At 43.3% G+C, this 20,108-nt stretch carries 18 protein-coding genes and 1 riboswitch; of the genes, 4 read left to right on the top strand and 14 right to left on the bottom strand.

Annotation, left to right across the window (positions count from 1 at the left end; translation table 11 throughout):
- The first annotated feature begins 83 nt into the window (after positions 1-83).
- Positions 84-1,358, top strand: a complete 1,275-nt coding sequence (serS, locus tag ACAM22_RS01845; RefSeq protein WP_369606853.1) for a serine--tRNA ligase — start codon at positions 84-86, stop codon at positions 1,356-1,358.
- 24 nt (positions 1,359-1,382) lie between these two features.
- Here the strand turns inward: serS and ACAM22_RS01840 are convergent, their stop codons facing one another.
- From ACAM22_RS01840 to zapA, 6 genes are all read right to left on the bottom strand, one after another.
- Positions 1,383-2,282: a TDT family transporter gene (locus tag ACAM22_RS01840; protein WP_369606852.1), complete on the bottom strand. Its 900-nt coding sequence runs from the start codon at positions 2,280-2,282 to the stop codon at positions 1,383-1,385.
- Between the two features lie 109 nt (positions 2,283-2,391).
- Positions 2,392-2,940 (bottom strand): carboxymuconolactone decarboxylase family protein, encoded by a 549-nt coding sequence (locus ACAM22_RS01835; protein WP_000206768.1) that lies wholly within the window; start codon positions 2,938-2,940, stop codon positions 2,392-2,394.
- A gap of 132 nt (positions 2,941-3,072) precedes the next feature.
- On the bottom strand, positions 3,073-4,395 hold the full coding sequence (locus ACAM22_RS01830) for a sodium:alanine symporter family protein (RefSeq protein ID WP_261070510.1): 1,323 nt from the start codon (positions 4,393-4,395) through the stop codon (positions 3,073-3,075).
- 90 nt (positions 4,396-4,485) lie between these two features.
- Positions 4,486-4,574, bottom strand: a riboswitch (glycine riboswitch).
- A gap of 163 nt (positions 4,575-4,737) precedes the next feature.
- Positions 4,738-7,074 carry an endonuclease MutS2 gene (locus ACAM22_RS01825; protein WP_024057190.1) on the bottom strand — a complete coding sequence of 779 codons (2,337 nt, stop codon included), beginning with the start codon at positions 7,072-7,074 and terminating at the stop codon, positions 4,738-4,740.
- A 218-nt stretch (positions 7,075-7,292) separates the two neighbouring features.
- On the bottom strand, positions 7,293-7,841 hold the full coding sequence (locus ACAM22_RS01820; protein ID WP_000624513.1) for a CvpA family protein: 549 nt from the start codon (positions 7,839-7,841) through the stop codon (positions 7,293-7,295).
- Entirely contained in the window at positions 7,838-8,140 is a 303-nt protein-coding gene (gene zapA, locus ACAM22_RS01815; RefSeq protein ID WP_088778823.1) for a cell division protein ZapA, read from the bottom strand. The genes ACAM22_RS01820 and zapA overlap by 4 nt, the downstream gene beginning before the upstream one ends.
- An 86-nt stretch (positions 8,141-8,226) precedes the next feature.
- Here zapA and rnhC point away from each other — a divergent pair, with 86 nt between their 5' ends.
- The 3 genes from rnhC to ACAM22_RS01800 all read left to right on the top strand — a co-directional run bounded on the left by rnhC (position 8,227) and on the right by ACAM22_RS01800 (position 12,352).
- Positions 8,227-9,108 carry a ribonuclease HIII gene (gene rnhC, locus ACAM22_RS01810; RefSeq protein ID WP_369606851.1) on the top strand — a complete coding sequence of 294 codons (882 nt, stop codon included), beginning with the start codon at positions 8,227-8,229 and terminating at the stop codon, positions 9,106-9,108.
- Between the two features lie 3 nt (positions 9,109-9,111).
- On the top strand, positions 9,112-9,726 hold the full coding sequence (gene lepB, locus ACAM22_RS01805) for a signal peptidase I (RefSeq protein WP_247947692.1): 615 nt from the start codon (positions 9,112-9,114) through the stop codon (positions 9,724-9,726).
- A 259-nt stretch (positions 9,727-9,985) separates the two neighbouring features.
- The gene (locus tag ACAM22_RS01800; RefSeq protein ID WP_369606850.1) at positions 9,986-12,352 is read left to right on the top strand and encodes an ATP-dependent RecD-like DNA helicase; all 2,367 of its coding nucleotides are present in this window, start codon (positions 9,986-9,988) and stop codon (positions 12,350-12,352) included.
- 47 nt (positions 12,353-12,399) lie between these two features.
- Here the strand turns inward: ACAM22_RS01800 and tig are convergent, their stop codons facing one another.
- The 8 genes from tig to mvk all read right to left on the bottom strand — a co-directional run bounded on the left by tig (position 12,400) and on the right by mvk (position 20,058).
- Positions 12,400-13,683, bottom strand: a complete 1,284-nt coding sequence (gene tig, locus ACAM22_RS01795) for a trigger factor (protein ID WP_261051247.1) — start codon at positions 13,681-13,683, stop codon at positions 12,400-12,402.
- Positions 13,684-13,843: 160 nt separating this feature from the next.
- Positions 13,844-14,476 (bottom strand): response regulator, encoded by a 633-nt coding sequence (locus ACAM22_RS01790; protein ID WP_369606849.1) that lies wholly within the window; start codon positions 14,474-14,476, stop codon positions 13,844-13,846.
- 13 nt (positions 14,477-14,489) lie between these two features.
- Positions 14,490-15,485 (bottom strand): sensor histidine kinase, encoded by a 996-nt coding sequence (locus ACAM22_RS01785; protein WP_369606848.1) that lies wholly within the window; start codon positions 15,483-15,485, stop codon positions 14,490-14,492.
- Positions 15,482-16,180 (bottom strand): cell wall-active antibiotics response protein LiaF, encoded by a 699-nt coding sequence (gene liaF, locus ACAM22_RS01780; protein ID WP_369606847.1) that lies wholly within the window; start codon positions 16,178-16,180, stop codon positions 15,482-15,484. Before liaF ends, ACAM22_RS01785 begins: the two co-directional genes overlap by 4 nt.
- Positions 16,181-16,256: 76 nt before the next feature.
- A complete protein-coding gene (gene fni, locus ACAM22_RS01775) occupies positions 16,257-17,267 on the bottom strand; it encodes a type 2 isopentenyl-diphosphate Delta-isomerase (RefSeq protein ID WP_369606846.1) in 1,011 nt (336 codons plus the stop codon).
- On the bottom strand, positions 17,251-18,258 hold the full coding sequence (locus tag ACAM22_RS01770) for a phosphomevalonate kinase (RefSeq protein WP_261051203.1): 1,008 nt from the start codon (positions 18,256-18,258) through the stop codon (positions 17,251-17,253). Before ACAM22_RS01770 ends, fni begins: the two co-directional genes overlap by 17 nt.
- Complete coding sequence (mvaD, locus tag ACAM22_RS01765) at positions 18,245-19,198, bottom strand: diphosphomevalonate decarboxylase (RefSeq protein ID WP_261051201.1); 954 nt, start codon at positions 19,196-19,198, stop codon at positions 18,245-18,247. The genes ACAM22_RS01770 and mvaD overlap by 14 nt, the downstream gene beginning before the upstream one ends.
- Positions 19,180-20,058 carry a mevalonate kinase gene (gene mvk, locus ACAM22_RS01760; RefSeq protein ID WP_261051198.1) on the bottom strand — a complete coding sequence of 293 codons (879 nt, stop codon included), beginning with the start codon at positions 20,056-20,058 and terminating at the stop codon, positions 19,180-19,182. The genes mvaD and mvk overlap by 19 nt, the downstream gene beginning before the upstream one ends.
- Between the last annotated feature and the right edge of the window lie 50 nt (positions 20,059-20,108).

Genomic DNA, 20,108 nt, shown 5'->3' with positions numbered 1-20,108 from the left:
TGCACACCTGTGAAGTTGGATGGAACCGTGGCCCTGCCACTCCAACACTTTGACAGGTGTGCTTTTTTCATAAAGGAGTTCTTATGTTAGATATCAAACGTATTCGTACAGACTTTGATGCTGTCGCAGAAAAATTGGCTACACGTGGTGTAGATGCTGCTGTCTTGAATGAAATGAAAGAAATCGATGCTAAACGTCGTGATATTTTGGTCAAGGTTGAAACTCTCAAAGCAGAACGCAACACAGTTTCTGCTGAGATTGCCCAAGCCAAACGCAACAAGGAAAATGCAGATGATAAGATTGCTGCCATGCAAACTCTATCTGCTGAGGTTAAAGCCTTGGATGCTGAATTGGCAGACATCGATGCTAAATTAACAGAATTTACCACTACTCTTCCAAATATTCCAGCTGACAGCGTTCCTGTTGGGGCTGATGAAGATGACAATGTGGAAGTTCGCCGTTGGGGTACTCCACGCGAGTTTGACTTCGAACCAAAAGCTCACTGGGATCTTGGTGAAGATCTTGGTATCCTTGACTGGGAACGCGGTGGTAAGGTAACAGGCGCTCGTTTCCTCTTCTATAAAGGTCTCGGTGCTCGTTTGGAGCGTGCTATCTACAACTTTATGTTGGATGAACATGGAAAAGAAGGCTATACGGAAGTCATCACGCCTTACATGGTTAACCATGACTCTATGTTTGGTACTGGTCAATATCCAAAATTCAAGGAAGATACTTTTGAACTCAGCGACAGTAATTATGTCCTTATTCCTACAGCTGAAGTTCCTCTGACAAACTACTACCGTGATGAAATCCTGGACGGTAAAGACCTGCCAATCTACTTCACTGCTATGAGTCCATCATTCCGTTCTGAGGCTGGTTCAGCTGGTCGTGATACTCGTGGCTTGATTCGTTTGCACCAATTCCACAAGGTTGAAATGGTTAAATTTGCCAAACCAGAAGAATCTTACAAAGAATTGGAAAAAATGACAGCCAATGCTGAAAACATTCTTCAAAAACTCAACCTTCCATACCGTGTCGTTGCTCTCTCTACTGGAGATATGGGCTTCTCAGCTGCTAAAACTTACGATTTGGAAGTGTGGATTCCAGCACAAAATACCTACCGTGAAATCTCAAGCTGTTCAAACACAGAAGATTTCCAAGCCCGTCGTGCCCAAATCCGTTACCGTGATGAAGCAGATGGCAAGGTGAAATTGCTCCATACCTTGAACGGTTCTGGACTTGCAGTTGGACGTACAGTGGCTGCTATTCTTGAAAACTACCAAAATGCAGATGGTTCTGTGACCATCCCAGAAGCACTTCGTCCATATATGGGTGGAGCTGAAGTTATCAAACCATAAAAAATAAGGCTTAGCTATTTCTAGCTAGACCTTTTTTCGTAACCAATTCAGATAAGCGCCTAATACAAAGAGCAAAATGATTAGGCAAATAACAGTTTCAGCCAGTACCAAATAATCCAAAAATGGAAGTTTCAAGATTCCCTGAGCCATCTTGAGCGAGGTAGCTGTGATAATGGTTGGGAAGGTGAGGGCTGAGAAGGCTGGTTGAAAGCCTTGTTTTAAAATATTGGGCAGACGAGTTAAAACAAAGAAAAAGAAGGATTGGGAAGCCAAGATCATGATGATTAAAACCCAATTCGGTAGGCTAGCTCCTTCAACTCGAACTAGGGAAGCCAAGAGTAGAGAGAAGGGAGCACAATAGATTCCTTCTTGGCCAAGCAAGGCTAGTGGGAGTGGATGTTTCTTTAAATCGCTATAAATAAGCGGGTAGAGATAGAAGGTCAAGAGAAAACCAAAACTCAAGGTCACATAGGCAATCTCGATAATGCCTACCAGAGAATAGGTCAAGGCTGCCACTGCTATCCCCACATAGAGAACCGTCCAGCTAGGAGTCGCATGAACCCTCCGCCCCGGATAGGCAAATTTGATAGTGAAGCCAGCAATCAGAGCCACATCCAAGAGAAATGAAAACCACCAGAGCCCTTGAGCAACCAAAGGGAAATGAGGGAAGACTCGAAAGACATAAGTCGATAAAATCATCCCAGCCATGGGAAAGGTCGCCATTCCTGACAAAAGAGGGGGCTTGGTCAATTCTTGCTTTGTTTCTTTCCAATTAAAGAGATGAAGAAGCAGAAAAAAGAGCCACAAAACCAAACCTGTCAGACTAAAAAGATGTGACAGAACCGGCAACGTATCTAAAATAAGATTTCCAGCTCCTGCCAAACCTAGCAAACAACCAGAAAATACCAAGGGGAGTTTTTTCATCCTAACCTCCAATAATCATGTTAGTTTCAGTATAGCATAAAAGCGCTTAAATGAGGACTTAAAAAAACGAAGTCCGATTATTTCAGACTTCATTTTACTCAGATATGAATTAAGCATAAGGTTGCAATTCTGGATTAATTGGTGTATTGGCTAGGTTGTTGGCATAGTTACAGAGGCTTGCTAGGCTGACACCAAGAACCACATCCAAGGCATTTTGTTGGGTGTAGCCAGCTTCTAAAAACTCAGCTAAGGCTTCATCTCCTACACGACCCTTGGTATTGATAACCGCCAAGGTAAACTTAGCTAGGGTGTCCAATTTAGGATCTGTTTCAATTGGAGTACGATTGCGGAGGGCTTGCAAAAGATCATCGTTCATCTGGATTTGTTTGATGGAAAAGGCGGTGTGACCTGCGACACAGAAGGCACAACCATTGGTCACAGCTGCCGTGATCTGCACCACTTCGCGCTCAACGGGTGTCAGGCTGTTGCGACGGTTGATGGCTCCGACAGTTCGGTAGGCTTCAAGGGCGGTAGGGGCATTAGCCAAGAGACCGATTAGATTGGGAATATAGCCATTATTATCTTTTTCTACTGTTTCAAGAACTTCTTTCACTTCTGCTGGTGCTGATTCGACTGTATGAATTGTAAATGTTGTCATTATAAAACCTCTTTTCATGTTGTTGAAACCTAGTCTATCACAGATTCTATACCATGTATAATATATATTTTAAATTACACTGATAGAAATTTTTTATGAAAGCAAAAAAATCACACGAGCTGTGTGATTTCATTATTTGTCAAAATACTTTTTAGTTTCAGCAATAACGACTGGTGATAAAACTAAGAGGGCAATCAAGTTTGGCAGAGCCATCAAGGCATTGACAATATCTGCGATAATCCAAACCATATCCAACTCGATAAATCCTCCTAGCAAGACCATGAGCACAAAGACCACACGGTAGAGCCAGATAAAGCGAACCCCAAAGAGAAACTCAAAACAACGTTCTCCGTAATAGTTCCAACCTAGAATCGTTGTAAAGGCAAAGAGCACAAGGAAGATGGTCAAAAGGGCAGGTCCAAAGTGTGAAAAGACTGTTGAGAAGGCTGACTGAGTCAAGGCAACTCCATTCAAATCACCACTCCAAACACCAGTTACCAAGATAGTCAAACCAGTCAAGGTACAGATAATGAGTGTATCAATAAAGGTTCCTGTCATGGAAATCAAACCTTGCTCTACCGGTTCATTTGTCTTAGCCGCAGCAGCTGCAATGGGAGCCGAACCCAGACCAGATTCGTTCGAGAAAACACCTCGCGCTACACCATTTTGAATAGCCATTCGAATGCTAGTCCCAGCAAAACCACCTACCGCAGCAACTGGACTAAAAGCCGTTGTCAAGATTAAAGCGATTGTGGCAGGAATTTTTCCAATATTAAAGAAAATAACTGTAAGAGTTCCTAAAATATAGATGATAGCCATAAAAGGAACAACAGTAGTTGACACCTTAGAGATGGACTTGAGTCCACCAAAGACAGCAATCGCTACAAATACAGACAACACAAGAGCTGTGATGGCTGGTGAAATAGCCGTTGTATTTTGGATAGATTCTGTAATCGAGTTGACTTGGGTGAAGGTTCCGATTCCCAGCAAAGCTACTAGCACACCTGCCAGGGCAAAGAAGATGGCAAGTGGTCGCCACTTTTCTCCCATCCCTAGAAGGATATAGTGCATGGGACCTCCCGCTACTGCACCATGATCATCCTTGGTACGGTATTTGATAGCTAGTAGTCCTTCCGCATACTTGGTTGCCATTCCAAAGAAAGCAGCCATCCACATCCAAAAGAGGGCTCCTGGTCCACCGACCTTGATAGCTGTAGCTACCCCGATAATATTTCCCGTACCAACTGTCGCTGCTAGGGCTGTACATAGTGCCGCAAAGCTGGATACATCGCCATGCCCCTTATCCTTGGTAAAAATAAGCTGGAAGGCCTTGGGCAGACGCAAAACCTGCAAGAGGCCTAGACGGGCAGTTAGGTAAATACCTGTTCCGACCAATAAAATCAAAAGGGGTGGGCCCCAAGCAAAAGCATCGATTGATTTAAGCAATTCTAACATTTCCTTCTCCTATCTTTTCAACCCCAAAAGAAAGAGCACATGCAAGATACATGTACTCTGGAATGCTTAGATAAATGCTAAAAAGCGGTCTATCCTAGCTCTGTCCTTTTACCTGAGAGTTTGAGCAGTTGCCTGCCTTGCCCCTTCGGTGCCTTTACGGTCTCTCCAGAGTTCCGTCCATTTACAGTCATGGAAAATCAAACGATTCTCCACTTCTATTAAACTTCATTCGGTGTTGGTATTTAATTGATTCTTATTTTACAAAAAATGTTGGCTTTTGTCAATGTGTTTATTAGTAAAAATTAGTTCAACAGTTTTTACTTTATAAAATCCAGAATACTGCTATCCTTTAAAAGTGACAATAGTCGCACCACTACCTCCAGCATTTTGTGGGGCATAGCCGAAACTCTTGACATGCTTGTTTCTTTGTAGGTATTTGGTGACACCTTCACGGATGACACCTGTTCCGATACCATGGATGATATCAACTTGAGCCATATTATTAAGCAAGGCTTGGTCGATAAAGGCATCTAGCTCATTCATAGCCTCTTCATAACGTTTGCCTCGAAGGTCCAGTCTGGCTTGTGGGCCACGACCAGAAGTTCGTTTCACGACATTGACCTGTTTCTTCTTGACTTGCTTTTCTTGCTGGGCTTGAACGAGGTCAAATTCTTTCTCTTCTAAAGTCATCTTAATCAAGCCAACTTGGGCTTCCCAGCGGCCGTCCTTGAGTTGACTGGTCAAGGTACCACGCTGCCCATAACTGAGAACAACGATATCATCTCCCACCTTTGGAGCACGTTTTTTCTTGGCCTTTTGAAGGACCTTGTTTTTAGACAAATCTACTTTTTCAGGAGCCAATTTTTTCAGCTTGGCCTTGGCTTCAATGATTTCATGAGGTTTGAGCTGGGACTTACTGTGGAGATTTTTGAGAATTTGGTCACTCTCACTTAGGGCCATGTCCACAATCTCAGCAGCCTGTTCACGCGCCTTATTAAGCTCCGTTTCCTTTTCACGATTGAGCTCGTTGTAAAGTTTTTTGAGAGCACGGTTCATCTTGAGATTTTCTTGCTCCACCTCACGGATATTGTCCAAGCGTTTGCGACTCTCTAGCGTCTGCTCTTCTAGTTGCTCAATGATACGGTTGACATCATTGTCCTGATTGACCTGCTGACTGGCATCCCCTACGATAACCTCAGATAGACCTAAACGTTTAGCGATTTCGAAGGCATTGCTTCGACCAGGAACGCCCTGCATAAAGCGATAGGTCGGGCGTAGAGTTGCAGTATCAAACTCCATGCTGGCATTTTGCACAAAAGCTGTCTCAATTCCGTAGGCCTTTAGTTCCGGATAGTGGGTAGTCGCCATAGTCTTGACTTGACGCAGACGAAGGTCCTCCAGAATTGCCATGGCAAGGGCGGCTCCCTCTTGGGGATCCGTACCAGCCCCCAACTCATCCAAGAGCAAGAGTGAATGTTGGTTGACCTTGCCAAGAATATCCACAATATTGGTCATGTGGCTAGAGAAGGTAGACAAGCTCTGCTCAATAGACTGCTCATCGCCAATATCTGCAAAGATTTCTTCAAAAATACCAACACGACTTCCCTTGTCTGCTAAAATCGGCAAACCAGACTGGGCCATCACCTGCGTCAAGCCCAGAGTTTTGAGCATGATGGTCTTCCCACCTGTATTGGGTCCTGTAATGACAATCGCTGTTAAATCTTGACCAAAATGGACATCATTTGCGACGGCATTTTTGACCAGAGGATGACATACATGGAGCAGTTGAATTTCCTGATTTTCTGACAGCTGAGGAACGACTGCTTGCCTTTCTTGGATAAATCGGACCTTGGCACGAATCAAGTCCAGATGACCGATAATCCAAGCGTCATTAGCAATCTCAGCCGCATGAGGGCGAACACGCTCAGAAATTTCTTGAAGAATGCGAAGCATTTCATAGCGCTCATCTGCTCGCAAACTGGCAATTTCTTCACTCAGTTTAACCACCTCACGGGGTTCGATATAGACGGTATTTCCACTAGCAGAAATATCATGAACGACACCTGCAATCTTATTGCGGTAGGTGTTTTTGACTGGTAAAACCTGACGGCCATTTCTGCTGGCAACAATCCCTTCTGTCAACATCTGCGCTTTTTGCTTAAGCAAATCTTGCAAAACATCGCGGACCTGACTCTCGCTATCATGGATTTTTCGACGGATGCGCGCCAATTCTTCACTGGCAAAATTTTCAATGAAACCTGCATCATTAAAGGCTTGGAGATTTCCTTGTAATTGCGGAAAATCATGTAATTTCTCAAACCAAAGGGCTAATTCTTCCAAGCTGACATTTTCCAGATTGGCATAAAAACTTTGCAGTTCTCGGCTAGCAAGAAGCACGCGCTTCAAGAGTAGGAACTCCTCGATATTGAGGTCCGCTCCCATCTCCAACCGCTTGCAGACTCCTGCGATTTCCTTGGTTGCAAGAATAGTAAAATGCGGTTGCTCGACAAAGAGAGCCTGCATCTCCTTCATCTCAGCAAAAGCCTGTTTGATTTTATCTGCTTTGGCAGTCGGAGCCAGCTGTCTCAATTGCTCCAAGCCCTGCTCTGTCAACAAATGAGGCTCAAACAAGGCCTTGACCTTATTGAACTCTAATGTTTCTAATATTTTCTTATTCATCTTTATTTCCTTGTCTTTGAATGTCTAGGTGTGGTATACTCAATGAAAATCAAAGAGCAAACTAGGAAGCTAGCCACAGGTTGCTCAAAACAGTGTTTTGAGGTTGCAGATGGAAGCTGACGTGGTTTGAAGAGATTTTTGAAGAGTATTAGCTTTTTACATTCTGATAGATTCTAGTCAAATCTGTAAACAAAGGGCTAGGAAAACTCCTGCCCTTTTTATCCGATTAAATTTGTCACCCAGATTTGTTTGAGCCAACTGGTTGTTACCGGTATGCTCTGGATGATGTGTTTTGCGACGATACTCTTTTCAAGAGGATTTTGTATAGCTGCCATGGGGATGGTTGCCAAGATTGTCAAGGCCATCTGCAAGACAAACAAGGTCACCAACATGGACAAGATACCTGCTGAAACTTGGAACAACTTACCACCAAGCTTTTTACTAGGAATCAAGTGTAAGAGGAGACCAAGCAAACGACCGATGCTATAGACAATCCCAAATACCAACAAGTAGCCGATACCTGCGTAAAAGACCTTATCCAACTGAAAGAGTTGATCTGATGGGAAAAAGAAAGTCCCCTGACCTTCCTGCGGATTTGCATAAGGGAGTAATAAATGGAATTGTTCTCCAAGCCCCTTGTAAAACTGGCCAGCCACAAAAGCCGATGCCATGGCTGAAATCAGGTAATAAACCTGTAAGAGCAGACCTCTCCGATAGCCGATATAAAATCCCCAAGCCAAGACCAATAGAAGAAGGAGTGAAATCATAAGGAATCCTCAATCTTGCTCTGTTCTTGCTTGCAAGTCACAAGCTTGTGACGGAGTTCTTCTAGTTCTTGTTCTTTATCGTCAAATTCAATCTCACGGCTGAGTTGAGTTGACAAACAGTTAACTACCAACAAAAGAGCGATTGTTTCATCATCTGCACTAGGCATTTGTTCTTTAATTGCTTGGTATTTTTCTGTCGCAACCTTAGCGATTTCCTCCATAAAAAGATTATCATGCTCGCTTGTCAAGGTTAATGATTTTTTCCCGAATGTAAATTTGAATCGATTTAGATTTGCCATAAAATTCACCTCACGATATTATACCAAAATTCGCTAACTTTGTCAGTTTTTACAAATTTGCCTGCTTTTATGGTACAATAGAAACTATGGCAAGTATAACACTCACACCAAGCGAAAAGGAGATTCAGGCTTTTCTTGAACACTATCAAACTAGTCTGGCTCCCAGCAAAAATCCCTATATTCGCTACTTTTTGCGACTACCTCAAGCTACCGTTTCTATCTATACTTCTGGAAAGGTCTTGCTTCAGGGGGAAGGAGCCGAGAAATATGCTAGTTTCTTTGGCTATCAAGTTGTAGAGGAAACTAGCGGTCAAAATCTTCCTTTGATTGGGACGGATGAGGTTGGAAATGGTTCCTACTTTGGTGGGCTTGCAGTCGTGGCTTCCTTTGTCACACCTGACCAGCATGATTTCTTACGAAAACTTGGTGTGGGGGATTCCAAGACTCTGACCGACCAAAAGATTCGTCAGATTGCTCCTATCCTCAAGGAAAAAATCCAGCACCAGGCACTGCTTCTCTCACCAAGCAAGTACAACGAGGTCATCGGAGACCGCTACAATGCTGTTTCAGTTAAGGTTGCCCTCCATAATCAGGCTATCTATCTCCTCCTTCAAAAAGGTGTTCAACCTGAGAAAATTGTGATTGATGCCTTTACCAGTGCTAAAAATTATGACAAGTACTTGGCACAAGAGGCCAATCGTTTCAGCAATCCTATCAGCTTAGAAGAAAAGGCTGAGGGCAAATACTTGGCTGTAGCAGTTTCTTCTATCATTGCGCGTGATCTCTTTCTGGAAAATCTTGAAAATCTGGGACGAGAACTAGGCTATCAACTTCCAAGTGGAGCTGGAACGGCTTCTGATAAGGTGGCTAGCCAGATTTTGAAAGCCTATGGTATGCAGGGACTCAACTTCTGCGCCAAACTGCACTTTAAAAATACTGAAAAAGCGAAAAAACGCTTAGAAAGGTAAGTTATGAATTCATTTAAAAATTTCCTAAAAGAGTGGGGATTATTCCTCCTGATTCTGTCATTACTAGCTTTAAGTCGTATCTTTTTTTGGAGTAACGTCCGCGTAGAAGGACATTCCATGGATCCTACTCTAGCGGATGGCGAAATTCTCTTTGTCGTTAAGCACCTCCCTATTGACCGTTTTGATATCGTGGTGGCCCATGAGGAAGATGCCAATAAGGACATTGTCAAACGTGTTATCGGAATACCTGGCGATACCATCCGTTACGAAAACGATAAACTTTACATCAATGATAAAGAGACGGACGAACCTTACCTAGCTGACTACATCAAACGTTTCAAGGACGACAAACTCCAAAGCACTTACTCAGGCAAGGGCTTTGAAGGAAATAAAGGAACCTTCTTTAGAAGTATTGCGGAAAAGGCTCAAGCCTTCACAGTTGATGTCAACTACAACACCAACTTTAGCTTTACTGTCCCAGAAGGAGAATACCTTCTCCTCGGAGACGACCGCTTGGTTTCGAGCGACAGTCGTCACGTAGGTACTTTTAAAGCAAAAGATATCACAGGGGAAGCTAAATTCCGCTTCTGGCCAATCACCCGTATCGGAACATTTTAAGAGACCTAAGAGGCCGAGAATCAACAATCTCAGCCTCTTCTTCTATCGTGAGACGATGATTATTCACTATCCAGTTTGATTAAGATAGAAACAAAGTTATACTCAATGAAAATCAAAGAGCAAACTAGGAAGCTAGCCGCAGGTTGCTCAAAATACTGTTTTGAGGTTGCAGATGGAAGCTGACGTGGTTTGAAGATATTTTCGAAGAGTATAAAATAAAAACAATCCCAACTCTCACCTATTCATACAAAGGAATTTTATGGAAGTTTATTTTTCAGGAACCATTGAACGGATTATTTTTGAAAATCCCAGCAATTTTTATCGTATCCTCCTCCTAGAAGTCGAAGATACGGACGCAGAGGATTTTGATGATTTTGAAATCATTGTCACCGGCACCATGGCTGACGTGATTGAGGGAGAAGACTATACTTTTTGGGGGCAAATTGTCCAGCACTCCAAGTATGGGGAACAACTGCAAATCAGCCGGTATGAACGCTCAAAACCAACTAGCAAGGGATTGGTTAAGTACTTTTCAAGTAGCCATTTCAAGGGAATTGGTCTCAAAACTGCTCAGAAAATTGTGGATACCTATGGCGACAATACCATTGACGAAATTTTGCAACACCCAGAAAAGTTAGAAGGCATCGCAGGACTATCTGCCAAAAATCGTGAGGCTTTCGTCTCCGCTCTCCGCCTCAACTACGGAACAGAGATGGTCTTGGCCAAACTTGCCAACTACGGCATTCCCAATAAACTAGCCTTCCAGATTCAAGACTTTTACAAGGAAGAAACCCTTGATGTGGTTGAAAACTATCCCTACCAGTTGGTTGAGGATATCAAGGGTTTGGGCTTTACCATTGCTGACCAACTAGCAGAGGAACTAGGTATTGAAAGTCAGGCTCCTGAGCGCTTTCGTGCCGGTCTAGTTCACAGTCTTTTTCAGGCCTGTATGGAAACAGGGGATACCTATGTTGAAGCACGGGATTTGCTAGAACAAACTCTAACTCTTCTTGAATCTTCCCGCCCCGTGGAACTGGACCCCAGCCAAGTTGCTCAAGAACTCTCCTACCTAATCGAAGAAGACAAGGTTCAGCAAATTGATACCAAAATCTTTGATAACAGCCTCTTTTTCGCTGAGGAAGGCATCCGCAGTCACTTGGTTCGTATCCTTGAAAAAGGAAAACAAAAGAGTCATGATTTAGAAACAATTCAAAAACATATCGCTACTGTCGAGGATGAGCTGGAGATTGAGTATGATAGCATTCAAAAACAGGCTATTTGTGACGCTATCCAGAACAAGGTCTTTATCCTGACAGGTGGACCTGGTACTGGTAAGACAACTGTTATCAATGGGATCATAGCTGTTTATGCCCTCTTAGAAGGACTTGACCTCAGGAAAAAAAGCAATTTGCCCATTCTTCTTGCTGCTCCAACTGGTCGAGCTGCTAGGCGCATGAATGAATTAACAGGCTTGCCAAGCGCGACCATACACCGTCATTTAGGAATGACAGGTGACGATGATACCAGTCATCTGGAAGATTATCTGGATGCCGATTTTATTATCGTGGATGAATTTTCCATGGTAGACACTTGGCTAGCCAACCAACTCTTCTCCAACATCTCTTCTAACAGTAAAATTCTCATCGTGGGAGATAGCGATCAGCTACCGTCTGTCAGCCCTGGACAGGTTCTAGCGGACCTGCTTCATATTCCCTTAATTCCTCAGACTCGTTTGGAAAAAATTTACCGACAAAGCGAAGAATCAACCATCGTTACCCTAGCTAGTCAGATTCGACAGGGCATCTTGCCAGCTGATTTCACCCAGAAAAAAGCTGACCGTTCCTACTTTGAAATTGCTAGCGGACATATTCCTGCTACGATTGAGAAAATCTTAGGCGCTGCCCTCAGAAGTGGTATCCCTGCCCGTGATATCCAAGTTCTGGCTCCCATGTACCGAGGGACGGCAGGGATTGATACTATCAACCAGCTCATGCAAGACCTGCTCAATCCAACACAAAAAGATCAACTCAGTTTTGAAGCTCCCCAGTGCCACTATCGCAAGGGAGACAAGGTCATTCATTTGGTCAACGATGCTGAAATCAATGTCTTTAATGGAGATTTAGGAGCCATCACAGACCTAATTCCTGGTAAATATACCGAATCGAAGCAAGACGAGATTGTCATTGATTTTGATGGCAATGAAGTCTCATACCCACGTAACGAATGGTACAAGATTCGCCTGGCCTATGCCATGAGCATCCATAAATCACAGGGAAGTGAGTTCCCTGTTGTCATCCTACCTATCACCAGTGCTAGCCGACGTATGCTGGAGCGCAATCTCATCTACACAGCCATTACACGCGCCAAAAGCAAGCTTATCTTACTAGGCGAATTACAGGCCTTTGACTATGCTACCCAACATATCGGAACTGCCCGAAAAACCTATCTAATTGAACGTTTCAGTGACTTATTGGAAACTGTTGAAGAAAAGCAACAAGCGGTCTCTGAAACTGCCACATCAAGCACCTCTGAACAATCCTACATCCTAACAGAAGAAAACTGGGACAGCATCCCAGCCATGATTGGGATTACTGACGCAGATCTCAAAGAGATTTTTGGAAAATAGTGCAAAAGAAAACCCACCTAATCAGGTGGGCTTTTTGTTTATTAATATTATTTAACTGTTGCTGTGCTTGTAATCAATTCAACAGCTTTTTTGATTGTGATATCGTGTTTCAACATATCAGCTGAAAGCAAGCTTTGTACTTGAGCAACTTCCATGTTGTAGTCTGCTGCCAATTGCTCAACTTCTTTTTGGATTTCTTCTTCTGAAGCATCAAATCCTTCAGCTTTCGCAACTGCTTCGATAACAAGGTTAGTCTTAGTACGTGACTCAGCTTCTGCTTGGTATTGATTATGAAGGTCTTCTTGAGTAGTTCCAGTGATTTGGAAGTACATGTCAGGGTTGATACCTTGACGTTGCAAGTTTCCAAGGAATTCGTTTACTGAACGGTGAACTTCTTCGTGAATCATTTCTTCTGGAAGTTCTACGATTTCAGCGTTTTCTACAGCTTTATCAATTGCTGCACCTTCAACTGCATCTTTGTAAGCTTCTTCTTTAGCAGCAGCCAATTCCTTGCGGTATTTTTCTTTCAATTCAGCAAGTGTTTCAACTTCTTCGTCAATGTCTTTTGCAAGCTCATCGTCAAGAGCTGGAACTTCTTTAGCTTTTACTTCGTGGATAGTTGTCACGAATTTAGCTTCTTTACCTGCAAGGTCTTCTGCTTGGTAGTCTTCTGGGAATGTTACGATAACGTCAACAGTTTCGCCAGCTGAGTGACCTACCAATTGGTCTTCAAAACCAGGGATGAATTGACCTGAACCAAGTCCAAGTGAGAAGTTTTCACCTTTTCCACCGTCAAATTCAACACCGTCGATAGAACCAACGAAGTCGATGACAACAGTGTCGCCGTTTTCAGCAGCAGCGTCTTTGATAACCAATTCAGCCAAGTTGTTGCGTTCGCGTTCAATACGCTCTTCAACGTCAGCGTCAGTTACTTCTTTTTCTACATCAACTGATACTTCAAGGTTTTTGTAGTCACCCAATTTTACTTCAGGTTTTGTAACGACTTCAGCAGTGATAACCCAGTCTTGACCTTTTTCCATTGAAGTTACATCAATTTTTGGTTGAGCAACGACTTCAAGACCAGCTTCTTTTACAGCTGCTTCATAAGCGTTTGGCAAAAGAGCGTTCATAACGTCTTGGTAAAGTGATTCTTCACCAAATTTCTTGTCGAAGATAGGGCGTGGAAGGTGACCTTTACGGAAACCTGGAACATTAAGAGATTTCTTCACTGAGTTGAAGACACGGTCCAATTCTGGTTTGATTTGGTCTTGAGAGATAGTGAAAGTCAAGACACCACGGTTTGTTTCTTTGTTTTCAAATGATACAGACATTCTGTCATTTCTCCTTAAAATTTTTAAATACAGTCTATTATAACATAAATGGTCGACTTTTTTCAAGTAATGAATGCGCTTTTCAATCACGCTAGAGGTACTTGCTTGCTTCTTTGATGCTAAGTTCAGCCATTTCTCCAATATCATTTTTGCATATCTGTTAAAACTCCTCATGCCCTACCAAGTGATGCTGGAAGGCATAGACTGCTGCCTGAGTGCGATCGCTAACCTCAAGCTTGGCAAGAATGTTGGACACGTGGGTCTTGACCGTCTTGAGAGAGATAAAGAGTTCATCTGCGATGCGCTGATTTTCGTATCCCTTGGCGATCAGCTGAAGTACATCTCGTTCACGCGCAGTCAATTCCTCGTGAAGTTCCATATGATTGCGGTGGTATTCGACCTTCTTGCTGACCTCCTGCTCAATGGCTAACTCCCCAGCAGCTACCTTGCGGACAGCATGGAGCAATTCATCTGCACTAGAAGTCTTGAGCATATAGCCCCTAGCACCTGCATTCAAGACCGGCATGATTTTTTCATTGTCTAAGTAAGAGGTCACAATCAAAATCTTGGCTTCAGGCCATTCTTTGAGGATGGCCAAGGTCGCGTCAATTCCATTCATCTCAGGCATGACGATATCCATGACAATGACATCCGGACGCAATTCCAAGGCCAAGTCAATACCTTGAGCCCCGTTGGCCGCCTCACCCACAACTTCTACATCATCTTGGAGGTCAAAGTAGCTTTTCAAGCCCAATCGGACCATCTCATGGTCATCTACTAGTAAAATTTTCATCTTTACTCCTTTATCATTCCTTATCGAGCAGGGGAATACGGATGTCAACCGCCAGCCCTTGCTTGGGAGCTGTCAAGAGTTGAACTGTTCCAGCCATATCTTCAACCCTCTCTTTGATATTTCGCAGTCCATAACTCAAGTCGTCTAAACTCCCTAACTGGAAACCAATCCCATTGTCCACCACCTTCAGCTGCAATTCAAAATCCGTCTGATAGAGATAGACATCCAAACAGGAGGCCTGGGCATGGCGGAGGGTATTGCTGATTAACTCTTGCAGGATACGGAAGATATGCTCCTCGATTTTCTTAGGCAATTTCGTTACATTTTGCTTGAAACTAACCTTGAGATCACTCTTGTCCTCAAGCTCTTTCAAGAGGATTTGGATTCCCTCAACCAGACTCTTCTGCTCCAATTCAACTGGTCGCAAATGCAGGAGCAAGACTCTCAAGTCCTTCTGGGCAGTTTCTAAAATAGCTGTGACACTCTGCAACTGGATCTGCATCTTTTCTCTATCAAGCTTCAAAGCCTGCTGACTGACACCTGACAAAATCATGTGGGCCGCAAACAACTCCTGACTGACCGTATCGTGCAAATCCCGAGCAATTCGCTTCCGTTCTTTCTCAATAATTTCCTCTTCCTGAGCAAGACTGTGATTTTCAGCCTTTTGAAGAGCTTCTGTCAAAAGGTTAAGTTTACCTGACAAGGACTTGAAACTGGCATCCAAATCTGTATCTGCAACCTGAACCACTTCTTGACCTGCCAATAAACGCTTGAGATTAGCCTGCATTTTTCTTAGAGAAAGCTCTTCAATACCTCGCCAAAATAGGGCTAAGAGACAGGTCATGGACATGCTGAAGACCAACAACAAAAAGACAAATTTTTCTGTTTTTTCGACATCATGCAAGAAAATAGACCAGTCAAAATCAAGAATTTCCAGCAAGCTGTGGGAGAAAAATAAGACAAACAGAAAGGAGGTTAGAGCAATCATTACATAGGCTTGTTTTTTCATCCTCTGACCACCTCAACATCCCCAATCATAGTGATCAAGAAAATCTTAACACTCTTATTACTCTTGAGATAGTCTCTTGTTTCCTGATGATAGTGTTCATTGCGGAGGGCTCGCTTGGGCTGGTTGAAGAAAGTCAAATCCCCATAGAGACAGTTAACACTGAGACTGACTTCCACATCTACAGGCACAATGATTTTGGTCGTTCCTACCATCTTTCTGAGGATAATGACATTGTCATGATTGGTTAGGATAACCCTCTCCAGATGAATAGTGTCCTTGCCCATGAGGCGAAAGAGATTGATATCATCAAACTGGCAAGTCTGGTAACTTGAAAAATGATGGAGATTTCCAAACCAACGATTTTTCTCCTTCTTAACCGTCACTACCTCTTCAAAAACCAAATTGGTCTGCTCTTTTTCCTGGTTCATCATCGGATAAAGAAGAAAGAGGCTGTATATAACCGCAACAAAAATAGCTAGAATGACAAAAGGATTGAGCATGACGATGAAAAAGAAGAGAATGGTTGCCACCACCAAAAGAAGGTTATTTCCCTCTTTACCAGTGTAATAGCGAATCAAAAGCAAAAAGAGGAATAAAATCAGCAGAAAACGCGAAAAATGCTCTGATACCATCAAAATCAGAGCTCCTGTAAAAAGACAGGCTTCGATAAATAAAAAGATTTTAAATTTTCTCATAGGTTCATCCTCACCCTTCTATTTTATCACAATTCAAAAAAGTCACCTCGGTCTGAAGATGGAAAAAAGGCGGTGGTTACGCCTTTTTCATCTGATCATTTGCTTCTTTTAATTTTCCATAAAGAAGATAGTCTACTTTTTGTAAATCTACTATAGTGGCACAGTTAAGAGCACACATAATTAAGCGTAGATCTGCTTTCCAGCCTTGGACAATGTCAATCACTTCTTCAACTGTGTAGGTTTCAACCAATTCCAAAACTGTTCGTGACAGTCCCACAGCCTTGGCACCAAAGACCAAACACTTAATCATATCCAGCGGATTGCGAACACCTCCACTGACCAAGAGTTCGACCTTGTCTTTCCATTCTTGGACATTGAGAAGGGCCTGCATGGTGGACTGCCCCCATTGATTGAGGTAATCACGCTGGCCACTTCGACGGTTTTCGATATAAGCAAAGCTGGTGCCACCACGACCTGATAGATCCACTGTACGAACACCCAATTCATAGCCTCTTTCGATGGTTTTCACATCCATTCCAAAGCCCACTTCCTTGAGAACAATAGGTACAGGGATTTGCTTGCTATAGTCTGCCAGATGCGATTGCCAGCTTCTGAACGTTCTTTCTCCCTCAGGCATGAGTAATTCCTGCATAACATTGACATGCACTTGCAGGAGGAGAGGATTCATCTCTGTCACAGTCTGAAGTCCCAACTCAACAGGCTTATCCAATCCAATATTGGTTCCAAGAAGGAGATTTGGATGATTATACTTGACAGAAAAAGAGTCATCTGCTGGATCTTTGAGGGCTGCGCTATAAGAACCCGTCACAAATAAAATTCCACAGGTTTCTGCCACTTGAGCCAACTTTTGATTGATTTCTTTACCTTTTTCACTCCCACCTGTCATGGCATTGATATAAAAAGGAAAATCCCACTTTCGACCAGCAAACTCTGTCGAAAGATTGATTTCATCCAGATCGTAAAGAGGCAAGGAAGAATGAATCAACTCCACCTCATCAAAGCTATTATAGGAACTTTTCTGCTCAAGGGCATAGCGGATATGCTCGTCCTTACGATTTGTCGTCATGTCCTATCCTTTCTTGATATAAGAGCTCAATCCCCAGATCGGCCCAACGATTTTTTAAGGTTTCAGTTGATTGCGTATCAAAACTCAAGGCAATGCCACAGTCTCCACCACCAGCGCCGCTACTCTTGGCAACAGCCTGCAAATCTTGACTGGCTTCTTTCAACTGTCTGAGCGAAGGCGTGTAAATATCTGCGCTCAAACCTTCTAAGAGCTTGCTGGCTGCTTCTACTTGCTCGATACTTTTTTCTACTTTCCCCTGTTCCAAGGCTTCTACCAAAGAAGCCACCGTTTCTTTTGAGGAAGTTAAAAAATTCTGATTGATATTTTGCTTGATTTGCTGGACCATGTGACTTGATACAGCCACTTCCTTGGTCCATCCCACTAGGAAATCACATTCTAAAGTTGGTTTCACTTGTGAAATTGAAAAGCCCCAATCACGCTCTAAAACTGTCGCCAAGTTTTCTTCTTCCAACCAAGCAGCTACCTTCTGGCGATCAAAAGACTGGTAGACAACCAAATCCTCTGCCACGATACAGGCAAGATCTCCCATGGAACCATTATCTCCTCGCTTGAGCAAGACCGCGCTGGCCAACTTGAACAAGAGATTCTGATTAACCGAAAGATTATACAGAGCCAGCAGAGCCTTGACAACCAAGACAACGACGCTGCCACTAGAGCCTAAACCAAACTTTTTCCCTTCTCGTTCCATTTTTCCTCGAATTTCCAAAGAAAAAGGTCGCAAGGTTTGCCCACGATAACTCAGGAAATCTTCCACTAAAGCAATCGTTTCTTGAATCAAGCTATAATCAGGACTTGGTGTCAAATCTACTGCGAAATCAAACATATCCGAATAAATACGGTAACTATCAGAAAAAGCAATCTCCCCCTTCATATAGATGGGAATTGCCTTTATCAAGGCTAACTGCCCAGGCTCTAAAATAGCATATTCGCCTGCCCAATAGAGTTTTCCGCAAGTTTTAACAGCAATCATCTTGGCTCAAATCCTTTGTTTTTGACACAATCAAGCGATAACGTTGACCGAAGATTTCTGATAAATGCTCCAAGTCTTTCTCCTGACAGAGGACCTTGACATTGGGACCAGCATCCATGGTAAAGTAGCAGGCTTCTCCTTGCTCACGGAGCTGGCGAACAAAGTCCATGGCTTCATAAGAGGCATCCGTCAGATAAGAAAAGGCTGGTGATGCTGTTTTGGTCGTAGCGTGCATAGCTAGGGCATTTTTCTCAGTCAATTCCCCAACCTTGGCAAAATTATTTTCTTTGAGATAAACCAGCATATCCTGATAGTCCTTCTCAGACTGACGCACCCAGTCGTCAAAGGTCGTTGAGGTTTCCACACAAAGTTTCATACCGTCACGGCTAGAAATTGGTTTTTTCTTGTCCTCTAGCACCAACATAATCATAGCTAGTTTCAAGTCTGTCTCTACAGGGTAAATTTCTCCGCTATCCTTGTCCCAGGCTCCTAGTGGTCCATAAAAACTCCGAGAAGAAGAGCCTGAAGCAAATTTAGCCTCCTGCGCCAACTGGCTCCGATTCAAACCAAGCTTGAAATAAGCATTACAAGCCTTGACCAAGGCAGACAAACCACTAGAACTTGATGACAAGCCCGCTGCAGTCGGCATATTATTTTGAGTATCAATTCGAACAAAGCCCTCACCAGCTGGACGATAACGGTCAATAATCTTGCTCATCTTGGCATGCTCCGCCTCATTTTGTAGCTGACCATTGATGTAAAATTCGTCAGCCGTTACATTGGCTGGTAAAGGCGACAAAGTTGTCTCCGTATACATATTCTCCAAAGTCAGAGAAATACTGCTAGTAGCAGGCACCATCTCTTTTTCTTTTTTCTTTCCCCAATATTTGATAATAGCAATATTTGCGTAGGAACGTACTGTTACAGGCTCTCTATCCATGTCTGAACAGCTCCTTTCTCTTCTAATCTTTCTGCTAGTTCTTGTGCTTGTGTCAAATTGTCTGCCAAGGCTATGATACAGCCTCCAAGCCCACCACCACTCATCTTGGCACCCAGAGCACCATGGTTAAGAGCCGTTTCTACCAGATGGTCTGCCTCAGGGCTACTAACACCAATTTCTTTTAGATGTAAATGCGCTTGACTAAGGATTTGCCCCAGCCCTTCAGCATCTTTTTGTCTAATCGTATCCTCTGCCTGATGGGTCAATTCTCCCAAAGAATGCAAAAACGGTAGAGCATCCTTGCCCTTGCTCTGAACCACTTGAATAGCTTCACGAGTGTGACCATAGACGCCCGTATCTGCAATCACCAAATAGGCGGATAAGTCCATCTCAAGTTCTGTAAATCCTACGTTCTTGATAAAGCGAATAGGCTGGTCACTGAGACAGGTCTTAGCATCCAGACCACTAGGATTCATATGAGCAATCATCTCAGCCCGATTGACCAAAATTTCTAGTACATCATGAGACAGTTCTGCCTGATAGTAGTCAAAAACCGCACGAATGGCCGCTATGCTAATAGCTGCTGACGAACCCATCCCCCGTTTCTCAGGGATAGCCGAGTCAATCTCGCAGCGAATGCAAGCATCCTTGATATTTAGATGCTCAAGCGAAGCATAAACCGCCATGGACAAGGTATCCTCATCATAGAGACGCCAAGGACTCGCTGCAGGAAGCACCTTACAAGTCACCTCCACTTCCAAAAGAGGTAGGGAAATGGCAGGATAGCCGTAAACGACCGCATGCTCCCCTATCAAAATAATCTTACTATGTGCCTGACCGACACCAACTTTTTTTGTCATATTTTCCTTTTACTAGACGAAAAAGCCGTCTTATTTTTCACACAAGTATT

Origin of the sequence: Streptococcus sp. SN-1 (assembly GCF_041154385.1) — a bacterium.
GTDB classification, from domain to species: Bacteria; Bacillota; Bacilli; order Lactobacillales; family Streptococcaceae; genus Streptococcus; species Streptococcus mitis_CT.
Note: the sequence above shows the minus strand (reverse complement) of the source record. Positions and strands in the feature narration are given on the sequence as shown.

What these genes read in the sequence shown, in the direction of transcription:
- zapA (WP_088778823.1), bottom strand. Translation starts at nt 8,140, where the DNA reads ATGGCAAATCTAAATCGATTCAAATTTACATTCGGGAAAAAATCATTA.
- ACAM22_RS01790 (WP_369606849.1), bottom strand. Translation starts at nt 14,476, where the DNA reads ATGAAAATTTTACTAGTAGATGACCATGAGATGGTCCGATTGGGCTTG.
- lepB (WP_247947692.1), top strand. Translation starts at nt 9,112, where the DNA reads ATGAATTCATTTAAAAATTTCCTAAAAGAGTGGGGATTATTCCTCCTG.
- mvaD (WP_261051201.1), bottom strand. Translation starts at nt 19,198, where the DNA reads ATGGATAGAGAGCCTGTAACAGTACGTTCCTACGCAAATATTGCTATT.
- ACAM22_RS01785 (WP_369606848.1), bottom strand. Translation starts at nt 15,485, where the DNA reads ATGAAAAAACAAGCCTATGTAATGATTGCTCTAACCTCCTTTCTGTTT.
- ACAM22_RS01770 (WP_261051203.1), bottom strand. Translation starts at nt 18,258, where the DNA reads ATGATTGCTGTTAAAACTTGCGGAAAACTCTATTGGGCAGGCGAATAT.
- serS (WP_369606853.1), top strand. Translation starts at nt 84, where the DNA reads ATGTTAGATATCAAACGTATTCGTACAGACTTTGATGCTGTCGCAGAA.
- ACAM22_RS01800 (WP_369606850.1), top strand. Translation starts at nt 9,986, where the DNA reads ATGGAAGTTTATTTTTCAGGAACCATTGAACGGATTATTTTTGAAAAT.
- ACAM22_RS01835 (WP_000206768.1), bottom strand. Translation starts at nt 2,940, where the DNA reads ATGACAACATTTACAATTCATACAGTCGAATCAGCACCAGCAGAAGTG.
- ACAM22_RS01830 (WP_261070510.1), bottom strand. Translation starts at nt 4,395, where the DNA reads ATGTTAGAATTGCTTAAATCAATCGATGCTTTTGCTTGGGGCCCACCC.
- mvk (WP_261051198.1), bottom strand. Translation starts at nt 20,058, where the DNA reads ATGACAAAAAAAGTTGGTGTCGGTCAGGCACATAGTAAGATTATTTTG.
- ACAM22_RS01820 (WP_000624513.1), bottom strand. Translation starts at nt 7,841, where the DNA reads ATGATTTCACTCCTTCTTCTATTGGTCTTGGCTTGGGGATTTTATATC.
- fni (WP_369606846.1), bottom strand. Translation starts at nt 17,267, where the DNA reads ATGACGACAAATCGTAAGGACGAGCATATCCGCTATGCCCTTGAGCAG.
- rnhC (WP_369606851.1), top strand. Translation starts at nt 8,227, where the DNA reads ATGGCAAGTATAACACTCACACCAAGCGAAAAGGAGATTCAGGCTTTT.
- tig (WP_261051247.1), bottom strand. Translation starts at nt 13,683, where the DNA reads ATGTCTGTATCATTTGAAAACAAAGAAACAAACCGTGGTGTCTTGACT.
- ACAM22_RS01825 (WP_024057190.1), bottom strand. Translation starts at nt 7,074, where the DNA reads ATGAATAAGAAAATATTAGAAACATTAGAGTTCAATAAGGTCAAGGCC.
- liaF (WP_369606847.1), bottom strand. Translation starts at nt 16,180, where the DNA reads ATGAGAAAATTTAAAATCTTTTTATTTATCGAAGCCTGTCTTTTTACA.
- ACAM22_RS01840 (WP_369606852.1), bottom strand. Translation starts at nt 2,282, where the DNA reads ATGAAAAAACTCCCCTTGGTATTTTCTGGTTGTTTGCTAGGTTTGGCA.